Source organism: Pseudomonas sp. B21-053 (assembly GCF_026016365.1).
GTDB classification, from domain to species: Bacteria; Pseudomonadota; Gammaproteobacteria; order Pseudomonadales; family Pseudomonadaceae; genus Aquipseudomonas; species Aquipseudomonas nunensis.
The window spans coordinates 4035375-4061967 of the sequence record NZ_CP087205.1; the positions used below are offsets into that span (position 1 = coordinate 4035375).

The window sequence follows — 26593 nt, forward strand, 5'->3', positions numbered from 1 at the left end:
GAACCGTATCTCCCCTTATCAGCTCGAGATCTACCTGAATGAAGCCTTCCGTTGCCATCCATACGGGTGCGTTCAGCGCCCTTGCCTGTGGCGTGAGCCTGCTCGCGCTCATGCCGACCTTTGCCTTGGCCGCGGACAACCCGCTCACCCAGGCGATCAATCGACTCAATGCCGATACCCGGCAGGAACGTGAGATCCGCTTGAGCGATCTGGGGATCGACGCACCGATCATCCTCGGTTCCACCGATGCCCGACGCGAACTGTATCTGCCAGTGCCGGCCGGTGTGCCGCTGACCGACGCCACGCTGAATTTCAACGCCAGCTACCTCAATGGCGAGGGCGGTCGCAACACCTTGCTGCTGTCGCTGGACGGTTATCCGGTGCGCGCCGAAGGGCTCAGCGAACCTCAGGGCGACGCCAGCGCCACCCTGGGCGTGGACAAGAAAGCCCGAGACAGTGGCTCGGTGCGCCTGGGCATTGCCTGGTCGTCGGTGGTATCGCGTGTGTTGTGTGAAGACCAACGCGCCATCGGCAACGTCTTGCGTATCGAACCGGACACCCGCCTCACCTACAGTTACGACGCCAGCCAGTTGCAGAACGTCGGCGCCGCCTGGACTGCATTGCCAGGCAAGCCCGGGATCATGGTCGCTCCGGGCACCTTGTCGGCTGAAAGCTACGACGCGGCGTGGCGCCTCGGCGTGGCGCTGGAGCGCATCGGCAAACACAGCCGCATCCTGCCGTTCCCGGCGTTGCAAGACAGCGTTGACCTGAGCAACCTGCGCATCCCCGCTGAGCTGCTGGCCATTCCTGCATTCGCCAGCCTGAACGGCAAGGGCCCGCAGGTGTTGGCGAACCCGGCACAAATCGGCGCATTGCTGATGCTCGGCCAAACCCCGAACGTCCAGGCCGACCTGGCGATCAACGACCCGCAACTGGTCAAAGCGGTTAACGAATCCCTGGATGCCTTGCAGAGCCAGACTCAAGGCCTCGATGCCACCGCCGCCAGCGCTTTCACGCAATGGCGCGAACGGCACATCAATGCCGGCCTGGCGGTCGGCGGTACGGACACTGTGCGCCTGAGTCTGCTCGGCACGCGCCCGGTGTTGATGATCGCGCCGCAAGCGACCGGCAAGGCATTGGCTTTGTTCAGCTCGGCCTGGAACAAACTGGCCCGCAGCCGCGACTTGACGGTCAGCGAAGCGCAATTGCCATTGAGCGCCGACGGTCGCGTGGCTTTGTCGCGTCTTGGCGGCAACCCTGGCGCCATCGACGTGCTGGCGAAATCCGACTGGAGCACTTCGTTCCCGTTGGGCAGCGTGGCCTACGACGGTCGCCTGCCGGTAAAAGCGGTGATCGATGTGTCCGCCGCACCCGGTGCCTCGGACACTGCACCGGTGGCTTCGCTGTTTCTCAACGATTACCTGATTGGCGCACAACAGCTGGTGGCCAACGGCGAGAAGCAACGCATCGAAGCGCGTATCCCGCGTTACGCCGTGGGCGCGACCAACGTGCTGCGCGTGTCGTTCCAGCGCCAGCCGGTGAGTGATCGCTGCCTGGAAACGCCGCAAGCGTTCCCGGTCTCTGTACTACCGACCAGCCACATCGTGCTGGAAAAAACCGCGCTGGATGACGACTTTTCCGGCATGGCCGCACGCTTTGCCATGGACACGCAAATACTTGTGCCGCAAGCCTACCTCGAGCACCCGGCGAGCAGCCTCGGCCAAGTGATTTCGGTCGCGGACGCGGCCGGTGTCTCGCCGCTGCGGGCACAGCTGAAAGTCAGCAACGACCCGAAAGCCTCGGTCACCCCGGACAAAGCCTTCCTCGCCTTCGAGTTGCCGGTCAAGGACAGCAAGGAATCGGTGCAGGTCGATGAGCAAGGTCGCTTGCGCATCAATCACAAAGATCAGGTGCTGCTCGACGTGCATCCGCTCAACCACCTGGCCTCGCTGCAAGCAGTGGATGCCGGTGGCCAGCACGGTCTGGTCTATCGCACCCTGGGCGCCGATGCGCCACGTTTCGTTAAACCGATTCTGCTGAGCCGTGGCGATGTGGCGATTCTCGGTGACGACGGTGCGCTGACCACCTTCAACACCCAAGACCCAAGTGGCAGCCAATTAATCGAAAACGAAGAACCCAAGGGCCTCGACGCCTGGCGCACGCCTTCGCTGTTGTGGCTGATTCCGGGCGGCATTCTGTTGGTTCTCATCCTGTTGCTGGCCGGCCGTAACGCCCGTCGCAATCGCCAGTAACGGAACCCTTCGATGACGTCGCTTTATTGGCCCTACTGGCTGGCCCACTACTACAGCTTCCTGGAGATCGCGACCATCGTGGTCGCCGTGCTGATCCTGATCTCCAGCCTGGACGATCTGTTCATTGACCTGTGGTACTGGTCTCGCCGCCTGTTTCGCAAGTTCACCGTGGGCCGCAAATACCGGCCGCTGACCGCCGAGCAATTGATGGCCCGGGACGAACAGCCCTTGGCGATCATGGTCCCGGCCTGGCTGGAATACGACGTCATCGCGCCGATGATCGAGAACATGGTGTCGACCCTGGATTACCAGAACTATGTGGTTTTCGTCGGCACCTACATCAACGACCAGCGCACCATCGATGAAGTGGAGCGCATGCGCCGGCGCTACAAGCAGTTGCACCGCGTGGAAGTCCCGCATGCCGGGCCGACCTGCAAGGCCGACTGCCTGAACTGGGTGATCCAGGCGATTTTCCTGCACGAACAAACCCACGGCATGACCTTCGCCGGCGTGGTGTTGCACGACAGCGAAGACGTGCTGCACCCGCTGGAATTGCGCCTGTTCAACTACTTGCTGCCGCGCAAGGACATGATCCAGTTGCCCGTGGTTTCGCTGGAGCGCAACTGGTACGAGTGGGTCGCCGGCACTTACATGGACGAGTTCGCCGAATGGCATGGCAAGGACCTGGTGGTGCGCGAAAGCATGACCGATACCGTGCCGTCGGCCGGAGTCGGCACGTGCTTTTCCCATCGTGCGTTGCGCGTGCTGGCCGGGGAAACCCAGAACCAGCCGTTCAACACCGACAGCCTCACCGAGGACTACGACGTCGGTGCGCGTTTGGCCAAGGTCGGCATGAACGCGATCTTTGTGCGCTTCCCGGTGCAGTTTCGGGTGTTGCGCAAATCCTGGTTTCGCAAGCCTTACGAATCGACCTTGCGGATGCCGTTGTGCGTGCGCGAATTCTTTCCCGACACCTTCCGCACCGCGTTCCGCCAGAAAGCCCGCTGGACGCTGGGCATCGGCTTGCAAGGCTGGGAGCAAATGGGCTGGAACGGTTCGCTGGCCAATCGTTATTTGCTGTTCCGTGACCGCAAAGGCGTGGTCACGGCGTTCGTCAGCATCATCGCCTACGTGATTCTGGCGCAGTTGCTGGGCTTGATCATCCTGCGCCACAGCGGCCTGTGGGACGTGAGTTTCCCGACGCCGTTCGAAACCAACGGCTTCATCAAGTACCTGCTGCTGGCCAACGGTGCCGCGCTGGCCTGGCGCATCGCTCACCGCTGTTATTTCACCACCGTGCTCTACGGCTGGCAGCATGGTTTGCTGTCGATCCCGCGCATGGTGGTGGGCAACTTCGTCAACTTCATGGCCGCGTCACGGGCCTGGCGCATGTTCATCGTCGGCAAGGTGATGAACCGCAAACTGGTGTGGGACAAGACCATGCACGACTTCCCGTCCACCGACCTGGTCGCCGCCGCACCGCGCAAGCTCGGCAGCGTGTTGCTGTCCTGGCAGGCGATCAACGAGACCGACCTGCAAAGCGCCCTCGCCGAACAGAAAACCCGGCACATGCCGTTGGGGCGGATTTTGCTCAGCAACGGCTGGCTGGACGACGAAACACTGGCGGAAGCCATCGCGTTCCAGAACGACCTGCCGCGAGTCTTCGACGTGGCCACCAAGGCGCGGGATTCGAATCAGACGCTGGACGATGAATTCGCCCTGCGCTGGCGCGTGGTGCCGCTGGGCCTGAATGCCGACGGCCGCGCGCAAGTCGCGGTGGCCAGCCCGTTGCCGGACGAAGGTCTGCAACAGGTCAGCGATGAACTGGGTAGCGAACCGGTGCAATTGATTGCCCGGGAAAGCGAAATCGTCGCGCAACTGCGCCAACTGAACGTGCGTGATGGCCAATCCGTGCCGGACGCCCGCGCGCCGTTGCTGGGTGATCTGTTGATCGAAATGGGCCTGCTGGATCGCGAGGTGTTCAGCCGCGCCATGCTGCGTTATCGCCCTCAGATTCACGGACGCATCGGCGACTATCTGGTCGACAGCGGCGTGTTGCCCCGCGCCACCATTGAACAGGCCGTGGCACGTCAGCACAGCCACTACCCTGCGGAGCTTCCTGCATGAATCGCCCCTTGCTGACCCTTCTGGCCACGGGGCTGGGCCTGCTGCCCGCGCTGACGCTGGCCGAAACCCTGCCGCTGCCGTTGACCGGTCCGGCCTACGTGACGGCCAACGAGGCGTACAGCGCCTACGAACGCAAAGACTACGACCTGGCCATCGCCAAGGCCCGCGAAGCATTGCGTCAGCGCGCCGACATCACCCGCCTGAATACGCTGATTGCATTGGCGCAGCGCGACAAGGAGTTGCGCGACCATCCGAAACGTTACTCGCCATCGCCTCAGGCGCCAGGTTTCGGCGCGGCTGCCCAGGCCTTCAAGGCCTATGACCGCGATGACTTCCGCAGCGCCGCCGTGTCGGCACGCAAAGCCATCGCCCAGGCGCCCAAACGCCTGGATTATCGCTTGCTGCTGATCGACGCCTTGCAGCGTCAGCCGCAGTTGCAGGCGGCGGATCAAGCCACTAATCAGGCACTGGCCGTGTTCCCCGGCAACGATACGCTGCTGATGCGCCGCGAAGGGATTCGTCGTCAATTGGCCGCACCGTTGGCGGTTCAGGGTTATCGCGCGCTGGAATCGGGCAATGTGCCGCTGGCCACCGAGCAAGCCAGGAAAGCCGTGGACTGGGCGCCGCAAATCGGCGCCAATCAACAATTGCTGATCAGCGCCCTGCTCGCCGCCAAGGATTACCCTGGCGCCGAGCAAGCCGCATCAGCCGCATTGGCACAGGATGATCAGGACATCGCACAGTGGATTCTGCGCAGCTACGCCCTCGATCGCCAGGGCAAAACCCAGGCGGCACAGGCAGACCTGAATCACGCCCTGGCCATCAAGGGCCTGACGCAAGCGCAAACCCGCAACATTCGTTTCTTCGCCGCCGACACTGCGCTCGCCCATGGCGAACCGCAGCAGGCGCTCGATCATCTGCAACCTTTGGCAGCCGATGAAGGCGGCGAAGTGGCCCGTCGACGTCTTGCTGCCGGAATCGCGTTGCGCCAGAAAAACAAAGGCATGAACACGGCTGCGCGCTTCCCTGCCCCGGCCCTGAACTGTCAGGAAAGCGCCTTCGGCCTGGTCTGCGATATCTGGCCCGGCAACCAGCGCGACGGCGGTACCGATCTGGCAACCCAGGCCTACGCTGCCCTGGCTCGCAAGGACCCGGCGAAGGCGTCTTTTTTGGCGAACCAGGCCGTCCAACGGGCACCGCACAATCCGGCCTATTGCCGATTGCTGGTCAGCACCTTGACCGACCAGAAACGCCTGCCCGAAGCGATTGCAGCGGCCAGTAGCGGTCTCACGGCCAATGGCGATGACGCCCAGTTGCTGAGCCAACGCGGTCGCCTGCGCCAGCAAACCGGCGACGATACCGGTGCCCGTAAGGACTTCACCCAAGCCTTGGCCCTCGGCAGCCTGCCCGCTTACGAGGAGGCGAATCTGTATGCCGCCATCGGCCAGCGCCGAACCGCTCGCGAACGGTTGCAGCAAGCACAGGACACCGGCGAACTGGAGTCGATGACTGACCTGCAAAAGGCTTATCTGTCGGTTCAGGTCGGCAACGATGACGACGCCTACGCCTCGTTCCGCAAGGCCGATGCTGGGAACCAACTGACACCAGCCGCCACTCAGGATGCGGCTTACAACGCGATGCAGGTCAACGACGACGCGCAAGCTGTCAGCTACTTCAAGCGCGTCATCGATGCGAAAAACAGCGGCGAACTCGACATGTCGCCGCAACAGCTGTTCGACACCCGCCGCGCCGTGGCCGATGTGTCGCGCACCATCGGTTTGACCAGCACCACCAGTTATCGCGGCAACAGTTCGAGCAGTGGCTTGAGCTCAGCCCCGAGCGGCGGCAGCAACAGCAACGACAGCCTGCAAAACAGCACCGAACTGTCCTGGCGCCCCTTGGGTTATCGCAACGCACGCTTTGTCGAACTCTATGGACGCGTCACCGATACGCTGTGGAGCAAGAACGGCGATTCGGACACCGGTTTCGATGCGCTGCAAGGCGCCGTGGGTGTAAGGGTCAAACCGTTCACTGCGGTGAACGTGATGGCCGCCGTCGAGCGCACCTTCCCGCTGGGTTCGTCGGACGTCGACGGTGACTGGCTGCTGCGTCTGGGCTACGGTTCCAGCATCGGCACCGATTTGCGCGTGGATGCCTCCAGTTGGTGGACCTCGCAGCTGTTCGCCGAAGCCGGGCATTACGTCAACGATTCGCGCAACTACTTCAACAGCGAATGGCAGGTCGGTCGCAGCTACGCCATCGGCGGCGCCGGTTCGCGCTGGGTCAGCTTCCCGCATGTGGTGGCCGCGTTCGACTATGACTCGAAGATGAACAGCGGCACCGATAGCGATGGCCGCTCAGACTCGTCCTCGGGCAAGGCCGGCGGGATCGGGATCGGCAATAACGTTCGCTACTGGTTCCGCGAGGATGCCTATAACGCGCCACGTTCCTACGTGGATTTTTCCCTGCAATACCGCGTGAAAGTGCTGGGCGATGAGCGTGCCGAAGGCGTGTTCGCGCGCCTGACTTACTCCTATTGAGGATTTGCATGAAGGTTCGAATTGATGGTTGGCAGCGTTGTGGCGCAGCGCATCAACGCATCCAGAAGGCTCTGACGTGAACGTCTTCGGTTATGCCGTCAGTCGCGCGACGGCGGCGGCTTTGCTGTTCGCCGTCACCCTCAGCGCCGGGACGGGGATGCTCTACGTGACCCACAACAAGGCCCTGACCCCAGGGATTGTCGGCATCGTCTGGCAGCCGGACAACAAGACGGTCGGGATCAACGGGCATTGGGAAAAACTGGGCGCGCGTGAGCTGCTGGTGCAATGGACCGTCGTCGACGATCAGGCCTTCGTTCCCGGCACGGGCCTGCCTGCCGTACCGGTGCTGCCCGATTGGAAGCGCATCGCCAAGGCGCCGTGGGCGCAGGACGTGATCCTCGGGCTGGCGGGTTATTTCAGCGAGAACCGTTCCCGGGACAACATCGAGCAACTGGCGGCGGTCTCGGAACGCATCGCCAAATTGCCTACGCCGCTGCACGTCACCGGCTGGTATTTCCCCGCCGAAGTCGACCCGAGCTGGACCCGCGCCAAAGAACTGCCGGCGCTGCTGGCCAAGCTGCCGCGACCGTTGTGGATCAGCGTCTACGACGGCGCCAACATCGGTCCCGTCGCCACCGCCGAATGGCTCAAACAGTGGCTGCCAAATGACATCGGCGTGTTCTTCCAGGACGGCGTCGGCGTGTATGCGCGCACTGCGCCGGTCGCCAGAACTTACGCCGACGCCTTGCGCCAGCGCCTGGGTAAGGACCGTGTGCGAATCATCGCCGAAGCCTTCCGCCCCAATTTCGGCGGTGGCTTCCGCTCCGCGACCGCCGCTGAACTGAAAGCGCAATTAGCGGCTTATAACGGTTATCCGCTGTACCTGTTCGACGGACCGCACTACATGACGCCTGGATTGGTGGAGCAAATGGTGTCAGCGCCTGGAGCCCCTTCGAACTGACACATTCAGCCGGGTCAGGTCGGAAGAAGACCCGCCTCTTGATAGCTCTGAATCAACTCGTCGAATAACCCGATATCGACGCGAGTCCGGGCAATCAGTTGAGCGCCGGCGACGGCGGTATAAATGGCGCGTGCACGCCGCTCGCACAGGTCATCGCTTCCCAGGCCGAGATCAGCAAGTACGGTCGTCAGCCACGCCACGTTGATGTCTGCAAACGCCAGCACTTCACCCTTCACCTCTTCGGGCAGGTCCTGGTATTCGGCCGCCATGAAGCTGGACAGACACAGCCTGTTTCCGTCTTCAAGTGAGCTTCGGAAGATGCTCGGATAGACCTGCAGGCAGCGCGCCGGATCGGGATTGGCAGCGCGTATGGCCTCCAGCACCCTGACGGTTTCTTCCCAGTAGCGTTTGGCGACGGCGGCGCCGAGGTCGGCCTTACTCGGGAAATGGTAGTAAATGCTGGCGTTCTTGATCCCTACCTCATCGGCAATGCTGCGGAAATTGATTCCACTGTAGCCGTGGATTTGCGCAGCGCCTTTGGCCGCTTCCAATATGGCTTCCCGAGCATTTTCGCTCACGTGTTCACTCCTCGGTTTTGAATCACAGGGTCATAACGGCCCGATTCTACTCGCACAGCCCGTTACCTGCCAATTGGTAGGCAGGGGGTTGACATGATCAAATCAAGCGCTCAATGTTTACCTACCAACTGACAGGCAGGTGAATCAACCATGACGTTCCAACAGCCACATCCCGACGTGTCCAGCTTCCCAATGATGAAAATCTACGACTGGTTCGATGGCCCCTACCCGGCGCGTGTGCGTATTGCGCTGGCAGAGAAAGGCTTGCTGTCGCGGATCGAATTCGTACCGATCAATCTATGGACCGGCGAGCACAAGAAGCCGGCGTTTCTAGCGATCAACTACTCCGGGACACTGCCCGTACTGGAACTCGACGACGGCACGCTGATTGCCGAGTGCACCGCCATCACCCAATACCTTGACGTGCTGGATGGCAACCCGCTGCTCACCGGCAGAACCCCCGCTGAAAAAGGCATCATCCACATGATGACCAAGCGTGCGGAAATCGAATTCCTGGATGCAGTCAGCACCTACTTCCATCACGCCACGCCCGGTCTTGGGCCGGACGTCGAGCTTTACCAGAACCGTGAATGGGGTGAGCGGATGCGCGATAAGGCCGTGCGCGGGATGCACTATTTCAATGGCGTCCTAGCGAACCGGCCGTTTGTGGCGGGCAACGAATTTTCGATGGCCGACATCGCGGTACTCGGCGGCATGATTTTCGCCTCGCTGGTGAAACTGCCGACTCCTGATGAGTGTGAAGCACTGCGTGCCTGGCATACCAGAATGCTCGAGCGATCAAGTGTTCAGGAATGGCGCGCCATGGTCGAACGCGGCCAGGGTGTCAAAAACGCTGCCAATAAGGGCTGATCTAAAGTGACAACGGGCAGACAGCCGCCACTTTATAGTCATTGCCCGGAGAGCTGATCTGCACCGTCCAGCCCTGGGCAAACTCCATCTCGTTATCCACGACAATGGCGCTGATCACCGGGCAAAGCTTTTTGGCTTCTTCTGGAGAGGCGTCTACGGAGATGTAGACCGAGCGATGCTCGGCGGAGAACTCGGAAGCCTGGGTCAGGGCGTCGTTGCCGTCGAGGATTTTGCAGAGCAACGAGGCGTTCTCGGCGGACGTGTCTTCAGCGCTTGAATAAGCACAGGGAGCCGTCAAAACCGTGAGTAAAAGGTAAATCCCTGCTGTGTAGGTGTTTCTCACTTCCATGTTCCTCGAGGGGCGGGAAAGGAATACTAAACCGTTTCCCTTTGGCCAGTCATGAAAAGCCCAGCGCGGTGGCTGGGCTCTTTTCACTGTCTGTTTTGCATCATCTTGTCGGCGAGCATTTTGGCTCTTTCGATCAACAGATTCTGCCGGTCTTCGTGAGTGGCCCGCAAACAGCCCGCAGCCCGCGCTACGGGTCCTAGCCAGGGATATTCAGGAAAGCATTCCAGCGTTCATAGGCATCGTGATGCCGTTGCGTGGCCGCGTCCCATTCCGGCCCGGAAACACATTTAGCTGTTACCAACGTCATCATTCCCATCGTGGCGGCATCCAGCTCTGTCAGAAGCGCCTGCGATTGGGTCCTGAAGTCTTCAAATGATGTCATTGCCTAACCTCAGTGCGGAGTACACCGCCATCGAGAAACCATTGCCTCTCGAATCATGGAGTCCGGCCCGCACCAATAATTCAAGCCGTCTGACGGTCGGTGCGCCTTGAAAAACCCGCGCGACAAGCCGTTCGTCGCCTGCAAAAACCTGCACAGGCAAGCGACCAAATCTTGGCTTGGGCTTTGCAAATGCCGGTCTTAGCGGCCCCGGAACGACGTAATTCTGACGCGGCAGCCACCCAATCAATACCTTGGTCAGTCCCCCGGAGAAGTAACGTGTCAACTCTCAATGAAATCGCAATGAACCACGCGAGAATGGCTAAGGCAAAGGAAGAAGAGTCGACCGGGCTGAGCGAGCGACACCTTCAAATCGTAGGCAGTTTCGAAGTCACCTCCGTTGAGACGCAACAGCACATCCCGGTGCACCTCATCGTTGGCGCAGTGGACAATCACCTCGGCCAGGCCTGCGCCTGACCCCGGTACCGCACATGAAAAGAGGCATCACTCGATGCCTCTTGCTTCACTCCGGCGATGTGGCCTGAAGGTTTGCGTCAACGCAGTCACTCCGAAATCAACCATCACCTAACGCCAGCTCCGAAGCGATTGTGTCGATCAACGCCCGAACACGTCGCGGCAGGACACTCACCGGCGGATACACAATCTGCAGCGCGGTTTGACCGGCCGAATAATCAGGCAGCACTTCCACCAGCCTGCCTGCGGCGAGGTCGGCTTGCACATCCCAGATGGACTTGTTGCAGAGGCCATGGCCGTCCAGGCACCACTGCCGGACCAGTCCGCCGTCATTCGCCACTCGGCGACCCCGGACCACCACGCGATAAGCCTCGTCCGCCACCCGGAACGTCCAGACCCGATTAATGTTGCTGCCAAAGCGCATGACGATGCAGTCATGGCCGGCCAGGTCGTCCGGGTGTCGGGGCGTACCGTTGCGTTCAAGGTATTGCGGTGCGGCGCAGATGACGCGGCGGTTCTCGCCAATCGGTTTGGCGCGCAACGTGCTGTCGGAGAGGGTCCCGTAACGCACGGCGAAGTCGATCCCCTGGCTGACCAGGTCGACGAATCCATCGGTGAGATTGAGGTCGATGGTCACGGAGGGATGCTCCGCCAGAAACCGGTCAATGATCGGCACAATCCGCGATTGTCCGAGATCGACCGGGGCACTGAGGCGAATCAGCCCGGAGATTTTTTGCGTGCCCAGACGGATGCTGGTCTCCAGTTCATCGGCCTCGGCCAACAGGCGGCGGGCACCGTCAGCCAACAGGCGACCCTCATCGGTCAGGCTGAGCGAACGGGTGGTACGGGTCAGCAGGCTCGCGCCGTAGTAACTTTCCAGCACTGCCAGACGCTCGGACACCGACGCCGGCGACAGTCCCAACTCGCGGCCGGCGGCAGACAGGCCACCCTTCTCGACGATCATCAAAAACAGCGCAAGGTTATCCAGCGTCATCTTTCGCCATTCCCGAAAAGTAATGTCGAACCCTACGCAATTATCAAATCACTGCGCAATGCCTGGCTTCGCCAAATCGAGCATGACGTTCGTAGAAAAGGTCGCTAGGCGAGTGTTCCTTGACCCACGCCAAATCTGCCCCCAGCCCTTAGCGCATGACGAAGCTTCAGGGCGGGTCGTTCGACGAAGTAATACGAAATGCCGCTGAACACGAATGAAAGCAGCAGGACCGCCGTGATCATCCGGGCATCGTAAGCCACGGGCCAAAAGGCTCGCAGTACATACATCACCACAAAGTGGTTGAGGAACACGCCATAGCTGATGTTCCCCAACAACTCATCCACCCGATGGTACTTCAGCTTGCTCAGCACAAAGACAGCCGGAACGCCCAAGGCAATACCGGCAGTGACCTCCGCGTTGAAGGGCCGCCGGGGAATGAGTCCCGTGACAATCGCCAGGAACATCAGGGCCGCGACGATGGCGGTGCCGGCAACGATCATCCCTGCCCTGGCCCGCATGCGGTACAGGTAGCTGCCGCAAAGGAAGATGAACAGCACGCCGGGCAGTAGTCGGTAACCGTAGACATCGGTGTTGATGTAACCCAGCGCTGCGACCATGAACACCGCCACGGACAGCGCATACGCGATGCCCCGGACCTTGTAGACGATCAGGAACGGAATCAGCAAGTAGAAACACATTTCGAGCCCCAGCGACCAGGCCGCCGGCAGGATCTCGGGAATGGTAATGCCGAACATGTAAAAACCCATCGGCACAATCGGCAGGCTGGTGACGATGTTGTTGACGGTCAGCGCCGCCGCTTGGGGCGTTCCGGGCAACAGGAAATGGATCACGGCGCAGGAGCTGACGAAGTAAAGCAGAAACTGCGGATAAAGCCGCAAGACCCGATCAGCGTAAAACCGTTGAAATTGCTCCGGCGCGTTGTAGTTCCTCTCGATCAACGAGGTCATCACAAAGCCGCTGATGAGCAGGAAGGAAACCACCGCAATGACGCCAGGATTGAAACCCGCAAACGCCACGCCCATATGAGAAATCGCCACCAGCATCGCCAGCAGCAGTCGATAAGCCCCCACGCACATCATCCCTGAATGTCTGATTATTTTGCGCGGTAAGGTACGTGGCTTTTCGCTTCGGGAACAGCCCTATTCCTATATCCCTGACAACTCATGCGTGAGGCTCGCCAATGGCTACTGACGAGTGGGTAGCAACCTCATTGCAGCGTGGGAGAGACATCAATGACTCCATCACCGCTGGTACTCACCCGATAGGTTTTGGTGGCATTACGCACGATGGAAGCATCTCGCTCGATACGCGCAGCGCCCATCCCGCACATCCCCGATCCGGAGTACCCGGCAACGATGATCAGCGCGCCTGGCGGTAGATAGAAAGAAACCTTTTGCCCTGGGTCCAGCAACGCAGATTTTTGTCCGTTGATGTAAATGCCCATCGAGCAAAAGCTTCCCGTATGACCCGTATCGCGCACAACCTGCAGGATCGCGTATTCGCCCTGTGGCTTATGTTGGAATTCGATCCGTTGAGACGGGGGCGCTTCAGTTGCCAGTCTCGTCGGAATCAGATCGGTTGAGCACCCGGCCAGCACTAGCGCTGAAACAGCTATCGGTAATACTTTCATGACGCGCTCGACTCCTTGTTCAATATGTCCGCTTCTCAGCGAGTGAAAACCCCTCGGCCACCTGCGTCATGGTTTGATAGCGAGCCCACCACGGACCGGCTCGCCTGAGTACTGTGTGTCGATACCTGTTACTGGAGATTTTGCACGGGAGTAGCCGAAACCTGGGCTTCAGGAACCTCAGGCAGGTTACCCGTTGCGTCTTCCGGAAGCGTGTACATGGCACCGGTCAAAGGATCAACAATCAGCATACCGATCAAACCGCCGAACAACAGGTTGCCCCAATACCATCCACTGACCGAAGATTTCAACGGCACAGTCGTCTGTGCATACCCTTCTTTCTGGAAGGTCACGGTATAACTTTCGCTTTTGAAGTAACCCCGACCTGTTTCCAGAATCGCCGCGCCAGGCGTCATGCCCTTACTGACCACCCCACCCTTACTGTCCCTGATCACGTAGTTAGCCTTGGTTGGCGTACTGTACAAGTGAACCTTGGGCTTACTGTCGCTAACAATGCTCGCGCATCCCGAGACTGCAATCACAAAACCCATTGCCATCCCGGCACACACTTTCCGAAAACCCATCACACCCACTCCATATCGCCGTCATTGGCCTGGCCGATATTCGGCCGGAGCGGAGTGTATCTGAATGATGGCAATTCGACACACTGGATGACAGGGTGAGTCCGGTGCGATTTCAATTCGGCGGTGTCAATTATTCAAACGTGGTTGCGGTCAGGATTGACCGCGAGACTCTACCACCATGAGCCACCTGGGTAGTCGACTGGCAACAAGGCCTTTCCTCAACTAACGTTTCTACCTCATCGAACAGCTCCCGCTTCATCGCGGGCGCTTAATCAAGGAGAGATAGATGACCCCCGTTCGTATCGCCGAGCAAACCTATCGCACCTGGTCCAGCCCGATCCTGCTGGAGCTCAAGGAGCGTGAAGATCAGCTGGACCCGGTGGCCCGCCAGGCATTGCAGAATGTGCTGGTAGAACGCCGGCTGGTGGACACCGGCAACCTCGCCGGCCCGGAACGGCGCAATGCCGGTCCGGTCAAGCGCGACAAGTTCTGGTAACGACCGCTCACCGTCGATTCGCTGCCAGGGAGGATTCAAAGCCTCACGTTGCCGCAGCGAATCCCCGTTGCAGATCCTCGATCAACGCCTCGACATCTTCCAGCCCGATGTGTAATCGCAACACCGGATTGAGTGCGCGATTCTCGGCGCTCTCGCGTTCCTTGAGTTCGGCGACGGTGACCAGGCTTTCGTAGCCGCCCCAGGAGGCGCCCAGCCCGAACAGTTGCAGCGCATCGATGAAGCGCTCGAGATAAGCCTCGTCCGCGTCGCGCAGCTCGAACGAGAGCAAGCCGTTACTGCCCTTGAAGTCACGCTGCCACAGGGCGTGGCCAAGGTGATCGGGCAACGCCGGATGGAACACTTGCTTCACTTGAGGCTGAGCCTGGAGCCAGTGGGCGATTTCCAGGGCCTGGCGTTCATGCACCTCGAGGCGTGTGGCCAGGGTGCGGGCGCCGCGCAGCACCAGATAAGCGTCGTCGGGACTGACCGCGTTGCCGAAGGTGTCGCCCATCGCCGCCAAGGGTTGCCACACCTCTTCCCGGGTGCAGACGCTGCCCATGACCACATCGCTGTGGCCACACAGGTATTTGGTCAGCGCCATGATCGAGATGTCCGCGCCCAACGTCAGCGGCCGATACAGGTAGCCCGAGCCCCAGGTGTTGTCCACCGCCAGCAAGATGCCGCGCGGTTTGCACAGGGCGGCGATGGCCGGCAGGTCGCAGAGCTCGTACAGCAGCGAACCGGGCACTTCGGTGTAGACCATTTTGGTGTTGGCTTGCAGCTTCGCGGACAGATCGCTGCCGTCGGGGGCGAAGTAGCTGACGTCAATGCCAAACGGCTGAAGAAACTCCAGGGCCAAGCGGCGCACCGGCGAGTACACCGCATCGGTGATCAGCACATGATCGCCCGGCCGTAGATAGGCGAGGAACGTCTGCGCCACCGCTGCCAGGCCGGTACCGAACAAGCGCGTGCGATAGCCGCCCTCAAGCTCGGTGACCAGGTCTTCGAGGGCGAACGCCGTCGGATTGCCGCGTGCGCCGTAGCTCAGAACGCGCTCGTGGTCGCGACGGGAACGCGCATCGCGCATTTGTGCGAGGTTGTCGAACAGCACCGTGCTCAAGCGTGTGACCGGGACGTTGACGGCACGACCGCCATTGCCCTTTTCAGTGCGTGCGGAGTGAACCAGTTGGGTGCGCACCCGAGGCGTTTGCTCACGCAGCGGCTTGAGGCTGGCGATTTCCTGTTCGCTCATCTGCGCCAGCAAACCGATTTCCCAGGCCAGGTACTGGCGCGCCGCGTCCTTGTTGCCGGAGTGGCGGTCGTGGGTGAAAAACAGGAAATCGATGCATTGCGCATCGGGCGGCGTGTTGGGCGTATCTTGCAGCTCAAGACCCGCCACATTCCCGGCGAACCGGGTTTGCTGGCGCTGATGTTCAGGCAATTCCAGCGCCGCGAACGCCGCCAACCGTGGATCGTCGGCCAGCAACACCAACGGCCGTTGCTCACCGGCCACCTCGGCCGCCAGCAACGAACGGATCGACCAACGCGCCCCGGCGATATGACCTTTGCGATACACCATGCTCGGGCGCAGATCGATCAACGCGACTGCGTCATCCTTCAACGCATCGGCCAGCGCTTGCGTCGTGATAGTTGGCAACGCTTCAGGCGCAACGGCTTCAAGCGCCGGCAGCACAAGAGCACTGCCCACACCGCCCTCAAGCACATACGCCTCATGCCCTAACTGCCGCAGCCAACTGGCGACAATCGGTGCGCGCACGCCATCGCTGTCGATCAACACCAACCGCGCCTTGCGCACACCAACGTACAAGTCGGTGGATTGAATCAACTGCCCGCCCGGCGTGTGTTGCGCGCCCGGCAGCGTGCCGGCGGCGAATTCTTCGGCGGTGCGCACGTCGCACAGGAACAGGCTGCGCCCGTTCTCCTTGGCCCACTGCTCAACCTGCGCGGCCCCGACGGTTTTCACCCCGGCCTTGTCCGCCAATTGCGCAGCGGCCAAGCGTTGACCCGGTAAGGCAGCGGATGACACCTCATCGGCGTAACGCCGAGTGCTGCCATGCTCCAGCTGAAAATCTTCCAGGTACCAACCTTGCGTGCCGTTTTCCAAGGCATAAACCGGATTCTTCACGCCCAGGTTGATCAGCGTCTGCGCGCCGATGATGCTGCGGGTCCGACCGGCGCAATTGACCACGATTGGCGTGCTCTCGTCAGGCACCAAATCATGCACGCGATAGCCCAGCTCGCCATTCGGGCAGCACACCGAACCGGGAATGGTCATCTTGCGGTATTCATCGAACGGCCGACCGTCGAGCACCACCAATGGCTCGCCCCGCGCCTGCCATTCGGCCAACTGCGTGGCGGTGACATGCGGCGTATGGCTCGCCTCCTCCACCAACTCGCCAAACGCCTTGGACGGCACATGCACACCGGCAAATAGCTGGAAACCGGCGGCCTGCCAACCCTCGGCACCACCCTCCAGAATATGCACGCGGCCATAGCCCAGCGCCTCTAAACGCAGGGCGGCACGTGCCGCAACGTCGCCACCGTCCTGATCGTAAATCACCAGCCGTACCTGAGGATTCGGCGCCAGGCGCCGGGCCTCCAGCTCCAGTCGGCTATAGGGCAAATTCACGCCGAAAAACAGATGGGCTTCGCCATATTGGCCATGCTCACGCACGTCGAACAGGGCAATTTCCTGCCCGTCGAACAGCCACTGTTGCAGTTGCCCTGGGGTTACGGTCTGGCTCATGGAAGTCCCGCTTGAAAATAGAAATTATTGAAGCGCGAGGGAGCGCTCGTTGGCGGCGATGTCGCGACCCTTGGCATAGGCGCGCTGGATCGCTGGCCGCGCCTTGAGGCGTTCGCGCCAGGCGTGGATGTGCGGGTAGTCCGCCAAATCCTGGCCCTGGCGCAGCGGCTGAATCCACGGGAAGATCGCCATGTCGGCGATGGAGTACTCGCCCGCCACAGATGGCACTTCCGACAGGCGTGTTTCCAGCACCCGATACAGGCGCGTCGCCTCGGCATTCAGCAGGTCGAGGGCGAATGGGATCGGTTCCGGCGCCTTCTCCTTGAACAGCTGCAACTGGCTCAGGTACGGCGTCACATGCCCGACCTGCCAGAACAGCCATTCCTGAACCTTTTGCCGCTCGGCCGTCCCGCTTGGCGGCAGAAAACGCCCGGCCTTGTCGGCCAGGTAATTGAGGATCGCACCCGACTCGAACAGGCTCAGCGGTGCGTCCAGCGCCTCGGGCGCATGATCGACAATCGCCGGAATCCGCCCGTTGGCACTGATGCGCTGGAACGCCGGTTGCTTCTGTTCGCCGGTACGGATGTTGACCGGCACAACACGGTATTCCAGCCCGAGCTCTTCGAGCAGGATGCCGATCTTCAAGCCGTTGCCGGTCGGCCAGTAGTACAAATCGATCATGCGTAGGCCTTGATCGACGGCGCCATTTGCGAGGCGTTGTAGTTGAGAATCCGCCCGTCGGCTTCGACGCCGTAGCGACCGTTGAGGGATTCCAGCGGCAAGCCGTAGAGGTGGAAATGCAGGGTCGCCTGCTCGCCTTCGACGCGAATCCCGTGCAGGTCTTCGCCCAGGAACGAGATCGACGTGCCGGGTTGCACGATCACTTCTTTTTCCAGGTGCAGGGTGGTGAACCCCGGCTCGCGACCTTCATCACTGCGCCCGTAGACGTAGTTGATTTCCTGGCCTTCGACAGCGCTGATGATCGCCCACGTTTCGTGGTTGTGCGCGATTGTGCTTTTGCCCGGCAACAACGAGTTCAGGTACAGCGTCGGCGTGTCGCCATCGTCGTTGAGGCGGTAGCGGAACGCAGTACTGCCCTGCCCCGGCACGGGCGCCGGGAACGCGTCGAAGTTGAACAGATCCCGGCGCTCGGCCAAGGTTTCGAGCAAGGCAACAATTTCCACCAGTGCGGCGCGGTCGACGCCACGTTGATTGATCACACGGATTTTCTTGAGGAAATCCTCGATGACGACGGCACGGTTATCAGTACTCATGAATTAGCTCCTCGTTACACAGACAGGCTGTAGCGGCTCAGGTTGGTCAACAGGTACGGATCATTGGAATTCGCCGGGCGACGGCCCGGATCACCCAAGGCATGGCGCAGGAACTCCTGGGTGCGCTCGCTGCTCGGGTGCTGGAAGATTTGTGCGGCGCTGCCGTGTTCGACGATCACGCCGTTTTCGGTGAAGTAGACGATGTCGCTGATTTCCTCGGCGAAGCGCATTTCGTGGGTCACCAGCACGCAGGTCATGCCCTCTTCGGTCAGCTCGCGAATCACCGTCAGCACCTCGCCAACGGTTTCCGGGTCGAGGGCCGAGGTCACCTCATCGAACAGAATCAGTTCCGGGCGCATCGCCAGTGCGCGGGCAATCGCCACCCGTTGCTGCTGGCCGCCGGACAACTGGCCCGGATAGGCATCAGCCTTGTGTTCCATGCGCACTTTGGCCAGCAGTGCCCGGGCCTCTTTTTCCGCCTCGGCGCGGCCGCGGCCCAACACTTTGCGCGGGGCGATCACCAGGTTTTCCAGCACCGACAAATGCGGGAACAGGTTGTATTGCTGGAACACAAAACCCACGCGTTTACGCAGTTCGATGCGCTGGGCTTCCTTGGCCAACGTATGCACTTCGGTGCTGCCGACGCGGATGCTGCCGCGCTGGGGCTGCAACAGGCCGGTGATGCAGCGCAGGATCGTCGACTTGCCGGAGCCCGACGGGCCGATGATCGACACGGCCTGGCCGCGATGCACGTCGAGGTCGATGCCCTTGAGCACCGGGTTGGCGCCGAACGACAGGTGCAGGTCGCGCAGGCTGACCAGGGGCTCGGCGACGGTTTCAATAGAAGGCATAACGTCGCTCCAGGCGTTGGGTCAGTCGGGAAATCGGGTAGCAATAGGCAAAGAACAGCACCAGCAAACTCAGGTAAATCACTACGGTGAAACCGGTCATGTTCACGGTGTTGCTGGCGATCTGCGCGGTGTCGATCACGTCATGCACGCCCACCAGTGACGCCAGTGCGGTGCCCATGGTGATTACCGCGTAGAGGTTCATCCACGGCGGCAACATGCGTTTGAAGCACTGCGGAAGGATGATCGAACGGAAAATCTGCCCCCGGGTAAACGCCAGGGAACGCGCGGCTTCCCATTGGGTGCTGGGGATCGAGGCGATGGCGCCCCGGAAGATTTCCGCGACGTTGGCACTCGCCGGCAAGGCCAGGCCGATGGTGACCTTGACCCAGTCCGGGAACGAGACATAGGTGCTACCAAGCTTGATCTCGAACGGGAACACGTAGGTGGTGAAATAGATCAGCACCAGCCACGGCGCATTGCGGAAAATCTGCACCCAGATCTGCGCCGGCAAGCGCAACAGGCGCAGCGGCGACACGGCCAACGCACCCACCAGCAATCCCAGCACCGAGCCCAGACCAATCGCCACCAGGCTGATCAGAATGTTCTGGCCAAAGCCGACCGCTAATGCCGGCGACCATTGCAGCAACGCCTTGAACACCGGACTTTGCGGCGCGAAATACAGCAAAAACAGCACCGCGCCAGCCAACAACAGCAACTTGCCGACATGCCGGCGCGGCCAGGCCAGCGGTGCGCTGACGGACGATTCAATGGCCATAGCCGGGCATCCTCAGGCGCGCTTCGAGCAGGCGCCCCACACAATTGACGATAAAACTCAGCAGGCCGAAAAAGCTCAGGATCAGGATCATCAGCTCCAGCACGTTATCGCTTTGGGTCCAGATCATGATCGCCGCGTAGGTGATGTCGCCCACGGCAATCGCCGAGGCCACGGCGGTCATCTTCACCAGGTCGATCAGGTTGTTGATCAGCGACGGCAAGGCAAAACGCAGGGCCAGCGGCAGTTGCACATTCCACAGCAACTGGCGGCTGCTGAAGGCCAGGGAACTGGCGGCTTCCAGGGTCACCGCTGGCACTGCTTCGATCCCGGCGCGCAAGGCTTCGGCGTGGAACGCGCCCTTGTGCAGCGAGATCACGATCACCACCCAGGCAAACGGCGTCAGTGGATTCGCCGCGCCGACGGCTTGGGTCAACAGCATGTTCAACACCAGGAACGCGCAATACAGCTGCACCAGCGTCGGCGTGTTGCGGGTGACTTCGATGAACACCCGCGCCGGTTTAGCCAGCCACGGTTTGCCCGAGGTCAACATCGCCGCCAACCCGACACCCGCCAGCAAACTGCCGACGATGGTGAACAGGCACAGCAGCGCGGTGGTCAGCGCGCCTTGCTCCAACGTGCCGCGCTGATAGGCGTCCAGCAGGAAGTTGTAATTGAGACCAAACCCGGCGGTCCAGTGGACGAACAGCTCCAACAGATGACTCATGCTGCGCCTCGCAATTGCCCGCAGGCGTGAGCGATGCGGCGGCCGGCTTCTGTGACGCTGTCAGTCGCGGTGGCGATGGACAGGCGAAACCACGGCGACAAGCCATAGGCGCTGCCCGCCACGCCAGCGACGCCCTCCTCCAGCAAATACGCGACGACATCGGCGTCACTGTCCAGGCGCGCGCCTCCCGGGCGATAACGTCCCAACAAGCCTTCGCAGCGGACGAACACGAAGAAGCCTCCCTGAGGTTCAAGCACCTCAAGACCATCGACTGCACTCAATGCTTTTACCAGCAGATCCCTGCGCTGGTGGTAGGCGGCGACCTGCGCCGGCAGGAAATCCAGCCCGCCGTCGAAAGCGGCCAGCGCCGCAGCCTGACCGACCGAGGAAGCCCCCGACGTCGATTGCGATTGCACAACCGCCATCGCGCTGGTCAGCACCTGCGGCCCGGCACCGAAGCCGATGCGCCAACCGGTCATGGCGTAGGTCTTGGACACCCCGCCCACCAGCAAGCAACGCGGTTGCAAATCCGGCGCGACGTTCAGAAGACTCAGCGGTGGCTGGCCGTCAAAGCGAATATGTTCGTAAAGCTCATCCAGCAGGATCAGCACGTGTGGATGGCGCCGCAGCACCTCGGCCAATGCCTGCAACTCGTCGGCGCTGTACACCGCGCCGCTCGGGTTGCCTGGACCGTTGAGAATCAGCCATCGCGTGCGTTCGCCGATGAGTTGCTCCAATTGCTGCGGCGTCAGCTTGCAGCCTTGTGCCAACCCGCACTCGATAAACACCGGCTCGCCGCCATTGATGCGCACGCTGTCCGGGAACGACGGCCAGTACGGCGTCGGCACCAGCACTTCATCGCCCTCATCGAGGGTGGCGGCGAAGGCGTTGAAGATGATCTGTTTCGCGCCGTTGGCAATCACGATGGATTCCAGCGGGTACTCCAGTCGGTTTTCGCGTTGGAGCTTGCGTTGTACGGCCAGTCTTAACGCTTTCACTCCCGGCGTCGGCGTGTACTTGGTGGCGCCAGCGGCAATGGCGGCATACGCGGCTTGCTTGATGTGTTCCGGGGTGTCGAAATCCGGCTCGCCGGTGGTCAGGTCGAGGATGTCGCGACCGCTCTCGCGCAATGCCGTGGCCTGGGATTTGGCGGCGGCGTTGGCCGACAGCGAAACCCGCTGCACGCGTTTGGACAGGCGAACACTCATGGCTTGGCCACCTCCACGACTTTGCCCGGATTGAGCAGGTTTCTCGGGTCCAGCGCGTGCTTGATGCGACGCATCAGGTCCAGCTCCACCGGGCTTTTGTAGCGACCCAGCAGACCGACCTTACGCTGGCCGATGCCGTGTTCGGCACTGATCGAACCGCCATGGGCGTGGGCGCTGTCGTGCACCAACTCGCTAAGCGCTGCGTAGTTGGCCATGTGCGCCTCGACCGTCGAATCCAGCGGGTGCGCGACGTTGTAATGCAGGTTGCCGTCGCCCAAATGACCGAAGGTGAAATGCCGCACGCCAGGAAAGTGCTGTTGCAGCAGCGCATCGGTGTGCGCGACAAACGCCACGACCTGGGAAATCGGCACCGAGATGTCGTGCTTCATGTTGCGCCCGGCACGCTTCTGCGCCTCGCTCATGTTTTCCCGCAGCAGCCACAAACCTTCGCTCTGGGCCAGGCTTTCGGCGATCAGTGCGTTGGCCAGCAGCTCCTGTTCAAAGGCATCGCCCAGCACCGTTTCAAAGGCTTCGCGGGCATGGCTTTCGCTGTGGTTATCCGAGAGTTCCAGCAGCGCAAACCACGGTTGCACCGCGCCGAGAAACGGTTGCGGACCTTCGGGAAACTGTTCGCGCAACAACGCCAGGCAATCGGCGCTGAGCAATTCGAACGCAGTCAGGCTGGCGCCGAAACCGGCGCGGGCGTGGGACAGGAACGTCACCGCTTGGGCCAGCGAATCGAAGGCCAGCAACGCGGTGGCCTGGGCCTTGGGCAGCGGAAACAGTTTCAGGGTCGCAGCGGTGATAATGCCGAGCGTGCCTTCGCTGCCGATAAACAGGTCGCGCAGGTCGTAGCCGGTGTTGTCCTTGCGCAAACCGCGCAGGCCATTCCAGATTTCGCCTTGGGCGGTGACCACTTCCAGACCTAGGGTCAGCTCGCGGGTATTGCCATAACGCAGCACCGCCGTGCCGCCGGCGTTGGTGCCGAAGTTGCCGCCAATCGTGCAACTGCCTTCAGCGCCGAGGCTCAGGGGAAACAGGCGTCCGGCGTTGCGCGCCACATCCTGCACGGTTTGCAGAATGCAGCCGGCCTCAACGGTCAGGGTGTCGTTGTCGGTGTCCACATTGCGTACGCGGTTCAGGCGATCGAGCAACAGCAACACGGCGCGGCCACTGGCGTCCGGGGTCGCGCCGCCCATCAAACCGGTGTTGCCGCCCTGCACCACGATCGGTGTGTCATTCGCCACGCAGGCGCGGACCACCGCCGCGACTTCTTCGGTGTTGGCCGGGTGCACGGCGGCGATCACCTGCCCGACGTAGCGACCCTGCTTGTCCGTCAGGTACGGCGCAGCCTCTTCGCCACTTTGCACATGGCTGGCGCCGAGCAGTTGCTGCAATGTCGCGAACAACCCTTGGCTCATGGTTGAACCGCCAGCGGTGCGGCGTTGCGATACTGTTCATGCAAGTCACGCAAAGCCTGGGATGGCGCCATACCGGTGCGTTCGCCCAGCGCGATCAACCAGCCGCTGCGGTGCCAGTCGCGGACGATGGCATCCAGTTTGGCTTGGGTGTCGTGTTCGCCTTTGCGAATCCAGATCACCGAGTTCGACGGGATCAAATCCCCCGGCAGCGGGATTTCATAACCGGCCCACTCGGCATCGCTCAGCAACGCATGCATGGTCGGGCTGACGTGTACCGCTGCCACGCAACCATTGCCGCGCAGGGACAACAGTGATTCAGATTGACTGCGGAACGCCTTGATTTCTGCGCCGTAGGTTTCCTGCAACGGCTTGATGAAATTGCTGCCCTGAGACACGCACACCGGTTTGCCCTTCAGGTCGGCCCACTGAGTGATGCCCGCGCCTTTGTGAATCAGTGCGGCGCCGCCGACTTCTTCATAAGGTGTGGGCACATAGTCGAGAATCTCGGCGCGCTCATCGGTGTACTGCATGTTGGCGATCAGGATGTCGACCTTGCCCTGTTGCAGGAACTGCACGCGGTTCGGCGCCAGCACTGAAACAGTGTTGGCCTCGACCCCCAGAGCCTTGCCGATGCCCTTGGCCAGTTCGACGTTGTAGCCCAGGTGTTCGCCGCTCTTCGGGTCGATGGTGCCGAACGGCGGGCCACTGAGAATCACCCCGACGCTGATAGCGTGACGCTGCTGGATTTTGTCCAGGGTGGCGTCGGCCTGAGCGAGGCTGGCGGCCAGTGCGGCGCATCCGGCCAGGCACAGGGTGGTCAGGGATCTGGCGGAAAAAAGTGGCTTCATGCACGGCTACCTTGAGCGTTGATCGGTTGAAAACGAGGAGCCGGACTCAGGCACCGTTGGCCTGGAACTGTTTCTGCAACTCGACCAGCGCCGGGGATGCCGGGGTAATGTGGTTGCGGGTCTGGGCCTCGATCAACCAGCCGCTGCGGTGCAGTTCCTTGATGATCGGGTCGAGTCTGGCCTGGGTGTCGCTCTCGCCACGACGGGTCCAGATCACCGACGGCGCCGGGTTGAGTTCCGGGGAGATCGCGCGGTAGCCCTGCCATTCGGCGGTGTCGGCGATCAGTGGGTTGATCAGCGTGGCGTCATGCACGGCGGCGACGCAGTTGTTGCCGCGCAGGGCCAGCAAGGATTCTGACGAGCTCTTGAACGCTTTGATCTCGGCGCCCAACTCGGTCAGCGGCTTGACGTAGCTGCTTCCCTGGGAGGTGCAGACCGGTTGATTCTTCAGGTCTTCCCAGCGAGTGATCTTGCTGTCCTTGAGCACGGCAGCAGTGCCGCCAACGCGGTAGAACGGTGTCGGCACAAAGCCGAGGATCTCGCCGCGCTCGGCGGTCCATTCCATGTTGGCGATCAGCAAATCGACCTTGCCCTGTTGCAGGAATTGCACGCGGTTGGCCGGCAGTACCGGAACCAGTTGCACTTCGGCGCCGAGTTGCCGGCCCAGCTCGTTGGCGAGGTCAACGTTCAAGCCGCGAGGTTTCTGGCTAGTGGGATCGATCCCGCCGAACGGGCCGCCGGACAGCAGCACGCCGACCACCAACACGTGGCGTTCCTGGATCTTGTCCAGAGTGGCGTCGGCTTGCGCGGCGGTGATGCCGGACAAGGAGATCAAGGCGCCCAGCATCACAGGCAATAATCGTTTTACGGGTGAGCGCTCGAGCAACATGGATTTCCCCCTCATGGATGATCGGCGTACCCCGACCTGATTGAGTGGGCATCCTGGGTACAGCGCCCAGGTAACGGAAATACAAATATCTAATATCGTTATAACTCGCAGTATTTCATTTCTGAGCAAAACGCTTATATCGCCGTATTTACTGGGACTCACGGTCCTTGCGAAAAATACCCATCAACAAATACATAAAATTATGTAATGTTTAGGTTTGCACCCTTGATATAAAAAGCAGCCGCCATGTCGACCCTCGATCTCGAATTACTGCGCACCTTTATCGCCGTGGTCGATCACCACAGCTTCGCCGAAGCCGGCGCGCAACTAGACCGCACGCAATCGTCCGTCACCCAGCATATGCAACGCCTGGAGCAGCAGGTCGGGGTGAGTCTGTTCGAGAAGCGCGGACGACAAAAACAGCTCACCGAAGCCGGCCAGCAGTTGCTGCGGCATGCGCGGCAGATGCTTTCCTTGAATGACGATGCGCTGAATTCCCTTCGCGAAAGCAGCTTGAGCGGCGTGCTGCGCATCGGCTCGCCCCACGACATCGCCGACACCATCCTGCCGCGGATGCTCAGCCACATTGCGCGCTCGGCACCGCGTTTGCGCCTGGAGATCGATGTCGGGCGCAGTCCGTTTCTGATGGATGACCTGCACCGGGGCAAGGTCGACATGGTGATCTCCACCCGCGCCGATCCCAACCTCGAAGGCTTCGCCTTGCGCACCTCGCCGGTGTGGTGGATTTGCTCGGCGCAGTACATCCACAACCCCGGCGAACCGTTGCCGCTGATCCTGGTGGATGAGCCGAGTATTTATCGGCGTTATGCGCTGGAAGCCCTGGAACGCGCGAATATCCCTTGGCGCCAGGCGTACCTGGCGTCGAACCTGATCGGCATCAAAGCCGCGACCCGCGCAGGGTTGGGCGTGACCCCGAGAAGCATGGAAATGCTCGGGCCAGACATGCGGGTGCTGGGGGAAAACGATGGGTTACCGCGATTGCCGGATGTGACGTATCACCTGTGGATCCGGCCAAACACCGTGAACCCGCTGGTGCGCAGGGCCTACGATTTAATCAAAAGCAATCAGGGCCACTAGCCAACACCACAAAACAACTGTGGGAGCGAGCTTGCTCGCGAAAGCGGTGTGTCAGCCAACAAAGATATCGACTGACAGATTGCCTTCGCGAGCAGGCTCGCTCCCACAGGGGTTTTGCGTCGCTCACAAATACAAGGTTCAACCCCAATCAAATGTGGGAGCGGGCTTGCTCGCGAAGGCGGTGTGTCAGTCGATAAAGATGCTGACTGACGCGACGCCTTCGCGAGCAAGCCCGCTCCCACAGGGGGGAATTGCATGTACCGGGCTATCGGCTTAACAACACTTCGGCCCGGCCTTGCTCCCGTAACGTGCTTCCTGGCGTTCGCGGAAGAACATCTCGTAGTCCATCACCGGTTTGTCCGGGTGTTTGGTTTGCATATGCTCGACGTAGTTGTCGTAGTCGGGCATGCCGACCATCAGGCGTGCGGCCTGACCGAGGTATTTACCGAGGCGACTCAGGTCATTGAACATCGTGGCAATCCTCGA

General features: G+C 61.2%; 26 protein-coding genes. 8 read left to right on the forward strand and 18 right to left on the reverse strand.

The annotated features are described in order from the left end of the window. The first annotated feature begins 38 nt into the window (after positions 1 to 38). From LOY68_RS17910 to LOY68_RS17925, 4 genes are all read left to right on the forward strand, one after another. Positions 39 to 2252, forward strand: coding sequence for a hypothetical protein (locus LOY68_RS17910; protein WP_265038835.1), 2214 nt, complete (start codon positions 39 to 41; stop codon positions 2250 to 2252). Positions 2253 to 2264: 12 nt separating this feature from the next. Continuing rightward, positions 2265 to 4379, forward strand: coding sequence for a glycosyl transferase family protein (locus LOY68_RS17915; RefSeq protein WP_265038837.1), 2115 nt, complete (start codon positions 2265 to 2267; stop codon positions 4377 to 4379). Further along, a complete protein-coding gene (locus LOY68_RS17920; protein WP_265038839.1) occupies positions 4376 to 6919 on the forward strand; it encodes a bacteriophage N4 adsorption protein A in 2544 nt (847 codons plus the stop codon). The genes LOY68_RS17915 and LOY68_RS17920 overlap by 4 nt, the downstream gene beginning before the upstream one ends. A 157-nt stretch (positions 6920 to 7076) precedes the next feature. Continuing rightward, positions 7077 to 7880: a hypothetical protein gene (locus LOY68_RS17925; protein ID WP_265045805.1), complete on the forward strand. Its 804-nt coding sequence runs from the start codon at positions 7077 to 7079 to the stop codon at positions 7878 to 7880. Between the two features lie 14 nt (positions 7881 to 7894). On the opposite strand, the gene LOY68_RS17930 is transcribed toward LOY68_RS17925, so the two are convergent. Then, the gene (locus LOY68_RS17930; protein WP_265038841.1) at positions 7895 to 8458 is read right to left on the reverse strand and encodes a TetR/AcrR family transcriptional regulator; all 564 of its coding nucleotides are present in this window, start codon (positions 8456 to 8458) and stop codon (positions 7895 to 7897) included. 150 nt (positions 8459 to 8608) lie between these two features. On the opposite strand from LOY68_RS17930, the gene LOY68_RS17935 reads away from it, so the two are divergent. Then, positions 8609 to 9328 (forward strand): glutathione S-transferase, encoded by a 720-nt coding sequence (locus LOY68_RS17935; RefSeq protein WP_265038843.1) that lies wholly within the window; start codon positions 8609 to 8611, stop codon positions 9326 to 9328. Between the two features lies 1 nt (position 9329). Here the strand turns inward: LOY68_RS17935 and LOY68_RS17940 are convergent, their stop codons facing one another. Together LOY68_RS17940 and LOY68_RS17945 are read right to left on the reverse strand one after the other, a co-directional pair. Then, on the reverse strand, positions 9330 to 9677 hold the full coding sequence (locus LOY68_RS17940; protein ID WP_265038845.1) for a hypothetical protein: 348 nt from the start codon (positions 9675 to 9677) through the stop codon (positions 9330 to 9332). A gap of 196 nt (positions 9678 to 9873) precedes the next feature. Further along, positions 9874 to 10059 carry a hypothetical protein gene (locus LOY68_RS17945; RefSeq protein ID WP_054050801.1) on the reverse strand — a complete coding sequence of 62 codons (186 nt, stop codon included), beginning with the start codon at positions 10057 to 10059 and terminating at the stop codon, positions 9874 to 9876. Positions 10060 to 10335: 276 nt separating this feature from the next. Between LOY68_RS17945 and LOY68_RS17950 the strand changes: the two genes are divergently transcribed. Beyond that, entirely contained in the window at positions 10336 to 10533 is a 198-nt protein-coding gene (locus LOY68_RS17950) for a hypothetical protein (RefSeq protein WP_163914587.1), read from the forward strand. A gap of 97 nt (positions 10534 to 10630) precedes the next feature. Here LOY68_RS17950 and LOY68_RS17955 read toward each other — a convergent pair whose 3' ends face one another. From LOY68_RS17955 to LOY68_RS17970, 4 genes are all read right to left on the reverse strand, one after another. Next, complete coding sequence (locus LOY68_RS17955) at positions 10631 to 11524, reverse strand: LysR family transcriptional regulator (protein ID WP_265038848.1); 894 nt, start codon at positions 11522 to 11524, stop codon at positions 10631 to 10633. A gap of 104 nt (positions 11525 to 11628) precedes the next feature. Continuing rightward, positions 11629 to 12615: an acyltransferase family protein gene (locus LOY68_RS17960; protein ID WP_265038849.1), complete on the reverse strand. Its 987-nt coding sequence runs from the start codon at positions 12613 to 12615 to the stop codon at positions 11629 to 11631. Positions 12616 to 12752: 137 nt separating this feature from the next. Continuing rightward, a complete protein-coding gene (locus LOY68_RS17965; protein WP_265038851.1) occupies positions 12753 to 13175 on the reverse strand; it encodes a hypothetical protein in 423 nt (140 codons plus the stop codon). Between the two features lie 128 nt (positions 13176 to 13303). Further along, positions 13304 to 13756 carry a hypothetical protein gene (locus tag LOY68_RS17970; RefSeq protein ID WP_163914575.1) on the reverse strand — a complete coding sequence of 151 codons (453 nt, stop codon included), beginning with the start codon at positions 13754 to 13756 and terminating at the stop codon, positions 13304 to 13306. A gap of 286 nt (positions 13757 to 14042) precedes the next feature. Here LOY68_RS17970 and LOY68_RS17975 point away from each other — a divergent pair, with 286 nt between their 5' ends. Then, positions 14043 to 14252: a hypothetical protein gene (locus tag LOY68_RS17975; RefSeq protein ID WP_163914573.1), complete on the forward strand. Its 210-nt coding sequence runs from the start codon at positions 14043 to 14045 to the stop codon at positions 14250 to 14252. 43 nt (positions 14253 to 14295) lie between these two features. Here LOY68_RS17975 and metC read toward each other — a convergent pair whose 3' ends face one another. From metC to LOY68_RS18025, 10 genes are read right to left on the reverse strand one after another with little or no spacing between them, the layout of a single operon-like run. Beyond that, entirely contained in the window at positions 14296 to 17019 is a 2724-nt protein-coding gene (metC, locus tag LOY68_RS17980; protein ID WP_265038853.1) for a cystathionine beta-lyase, read from the reverse strand. Between the two features lie 24 nt (positions 17020 to 17043). Then, positions 17044 to 17700, reverse strand: a complete 657-nt coding sequence (locus LOY68_RS17985) for a glutathione S-transferase N-terminal domain-containing protein (RefSeq protein ID WP_265038854.1) — start codon at positions 17698 to 17700, stop codon at positions 17044 to 17046. Continuing rightward, entirely contained in the window at positions 17697 to 18293 is a 597-nt protein-coding gene (locus LOY68_RS17990) for a hypothetical protein (protein WP_054614483.1), read from the reverse strand. Before LOY68_RS17990 ends, LOY68_RS17985 begins: the two co-directional genes overlap by 4 nt. Positions 18294 to 18307: 14 nt before the next feature. Continuing rightward, on the reverse strand, positions 18308 to 19144 hold the full coding sequence (locus tag LOY68_RS17995) for an amino acid ABC transporter ATP-binding protein (RefSeq protein ID WP_265038857.1): 837 nt from the start codon (positions 19142 to 19144) through the stop codon (positions 18308 to 18310). After that, positions 19131 to 19919, reverse strand: a complete 789-nt coding sequence (locus LOY68_RS18000) for an amino acid ABC transporter permease (protein ID WP_054050782.1) — start codon at positions 19917 to 19919, stop codon at positions 19131 to 19133. The genes LOY68_RS17995 and LOY68_RS18000 overlap by 14 nt, the downstream gene beginning before the upstream one ends. Next, the gene (locus LOY68_RS18005; protein ID WP_054614482.1) at positions 19909 to 20643 is read right to left on the reverse strand and encodes an amino acid ABC transporter permease; all 735 of its coding nucleotides are present in this window, start codon (positions 20641 to 20643) and stop codon (positions 19909 to 19911) included. The genes LOY68_RS18000 and LOY68_RS18005 overlap by 11 nt, the downstream gene beginning before the upstream one ends. Further along, complete coding sequence (locus tag LOY68_RS18010; protein ID WP_265038861.1) at positions 20640 to 21851, reverse strand: aminotransferase class I/II-fold pyridoxal phosphate-dependent enzyme; 1212 nt, start codon at positions 21849 to 21851, stop codon at positions 20640 to 20642. The genes LOY68_RS18005 and LOY68_RS18010 overlap by 4 nt, the downstream gene beginning before the upstream one ends. Beyond that, complete coding sequence (locus tag LOY68_RS18015; protein ID WP_265038862.1) at positions 21848 to 23272, reverse strand: FAD-binding oxidoreductase; 1425 nt, start codon at positions 23270 to 23272, stop codon at positions 21848 to 21850. The genes LOY68_RS18010 and LOY68_RS18015 overlap by 4 nt, the downstream gene beginning before the upstream one ends. After that, positions 23269 to 24120, reverse strand: coding sequence for a transporter substrate-binding domain-containing protein (locus LOY68_RS18020; RefSeq protein ID WP_265038864.1), 852 nt, complete (start codon positions 24118 to 24120; stop codon positions 23269 to 23271). The genes LOY68_RS18015 and LOY68_RS18020 overlap by 4 nt, the downstream gene beginning before the upstream one ends. A gap of 46 nt (positions 24121 to 24166) precedes the next feature. After that, positions 24167 to 25009, reverse strand: a complete 843-nt coding sequence (locus tag LOY68_RS18025; RefSeq protein ID WP_265038866.1) for a transporter substrate-binding domain-containing protein — start codon at positions 25007 to 25009, stop codon at positions 24167 to 24169. Positions 25010 to 25255: 246 nt separating this feature from the next. On the opposite strand from LOY68_RS18025, the gene LOY68_RS18030 reads away from it, so the two are divergent. After that, on the forward strand, positions 25256 to 26107 hold the full coding sequence (locus LOY68_RS18030; protein ID WP_265038868.1) for a LysR substrate-binding domain-containing protein: 852 nt from the start codon (positions 25256 to 25258) through the stop codon (positions 26105 to 26107). A gap of 273 nt (positions 26108 to 26380) precedes the next feature. Here LOY68_RS18030 and LOY68_RS18040 read toward each other — a convergent pair whose 3' ends face one another. Further along, complete coding sequence (locus LOY68_RS18040; RefSeq protein WP_054050768.1) at positions 26381 to 26578, reverse strand: YbdD/YjiX family protein; 198 nt, start codon at positions 26576 to 26578, stop codon at positions 26381 to 26383. Between the last annotated feature and the right edge of the window lie 15 nt (positions 26579 to 26593).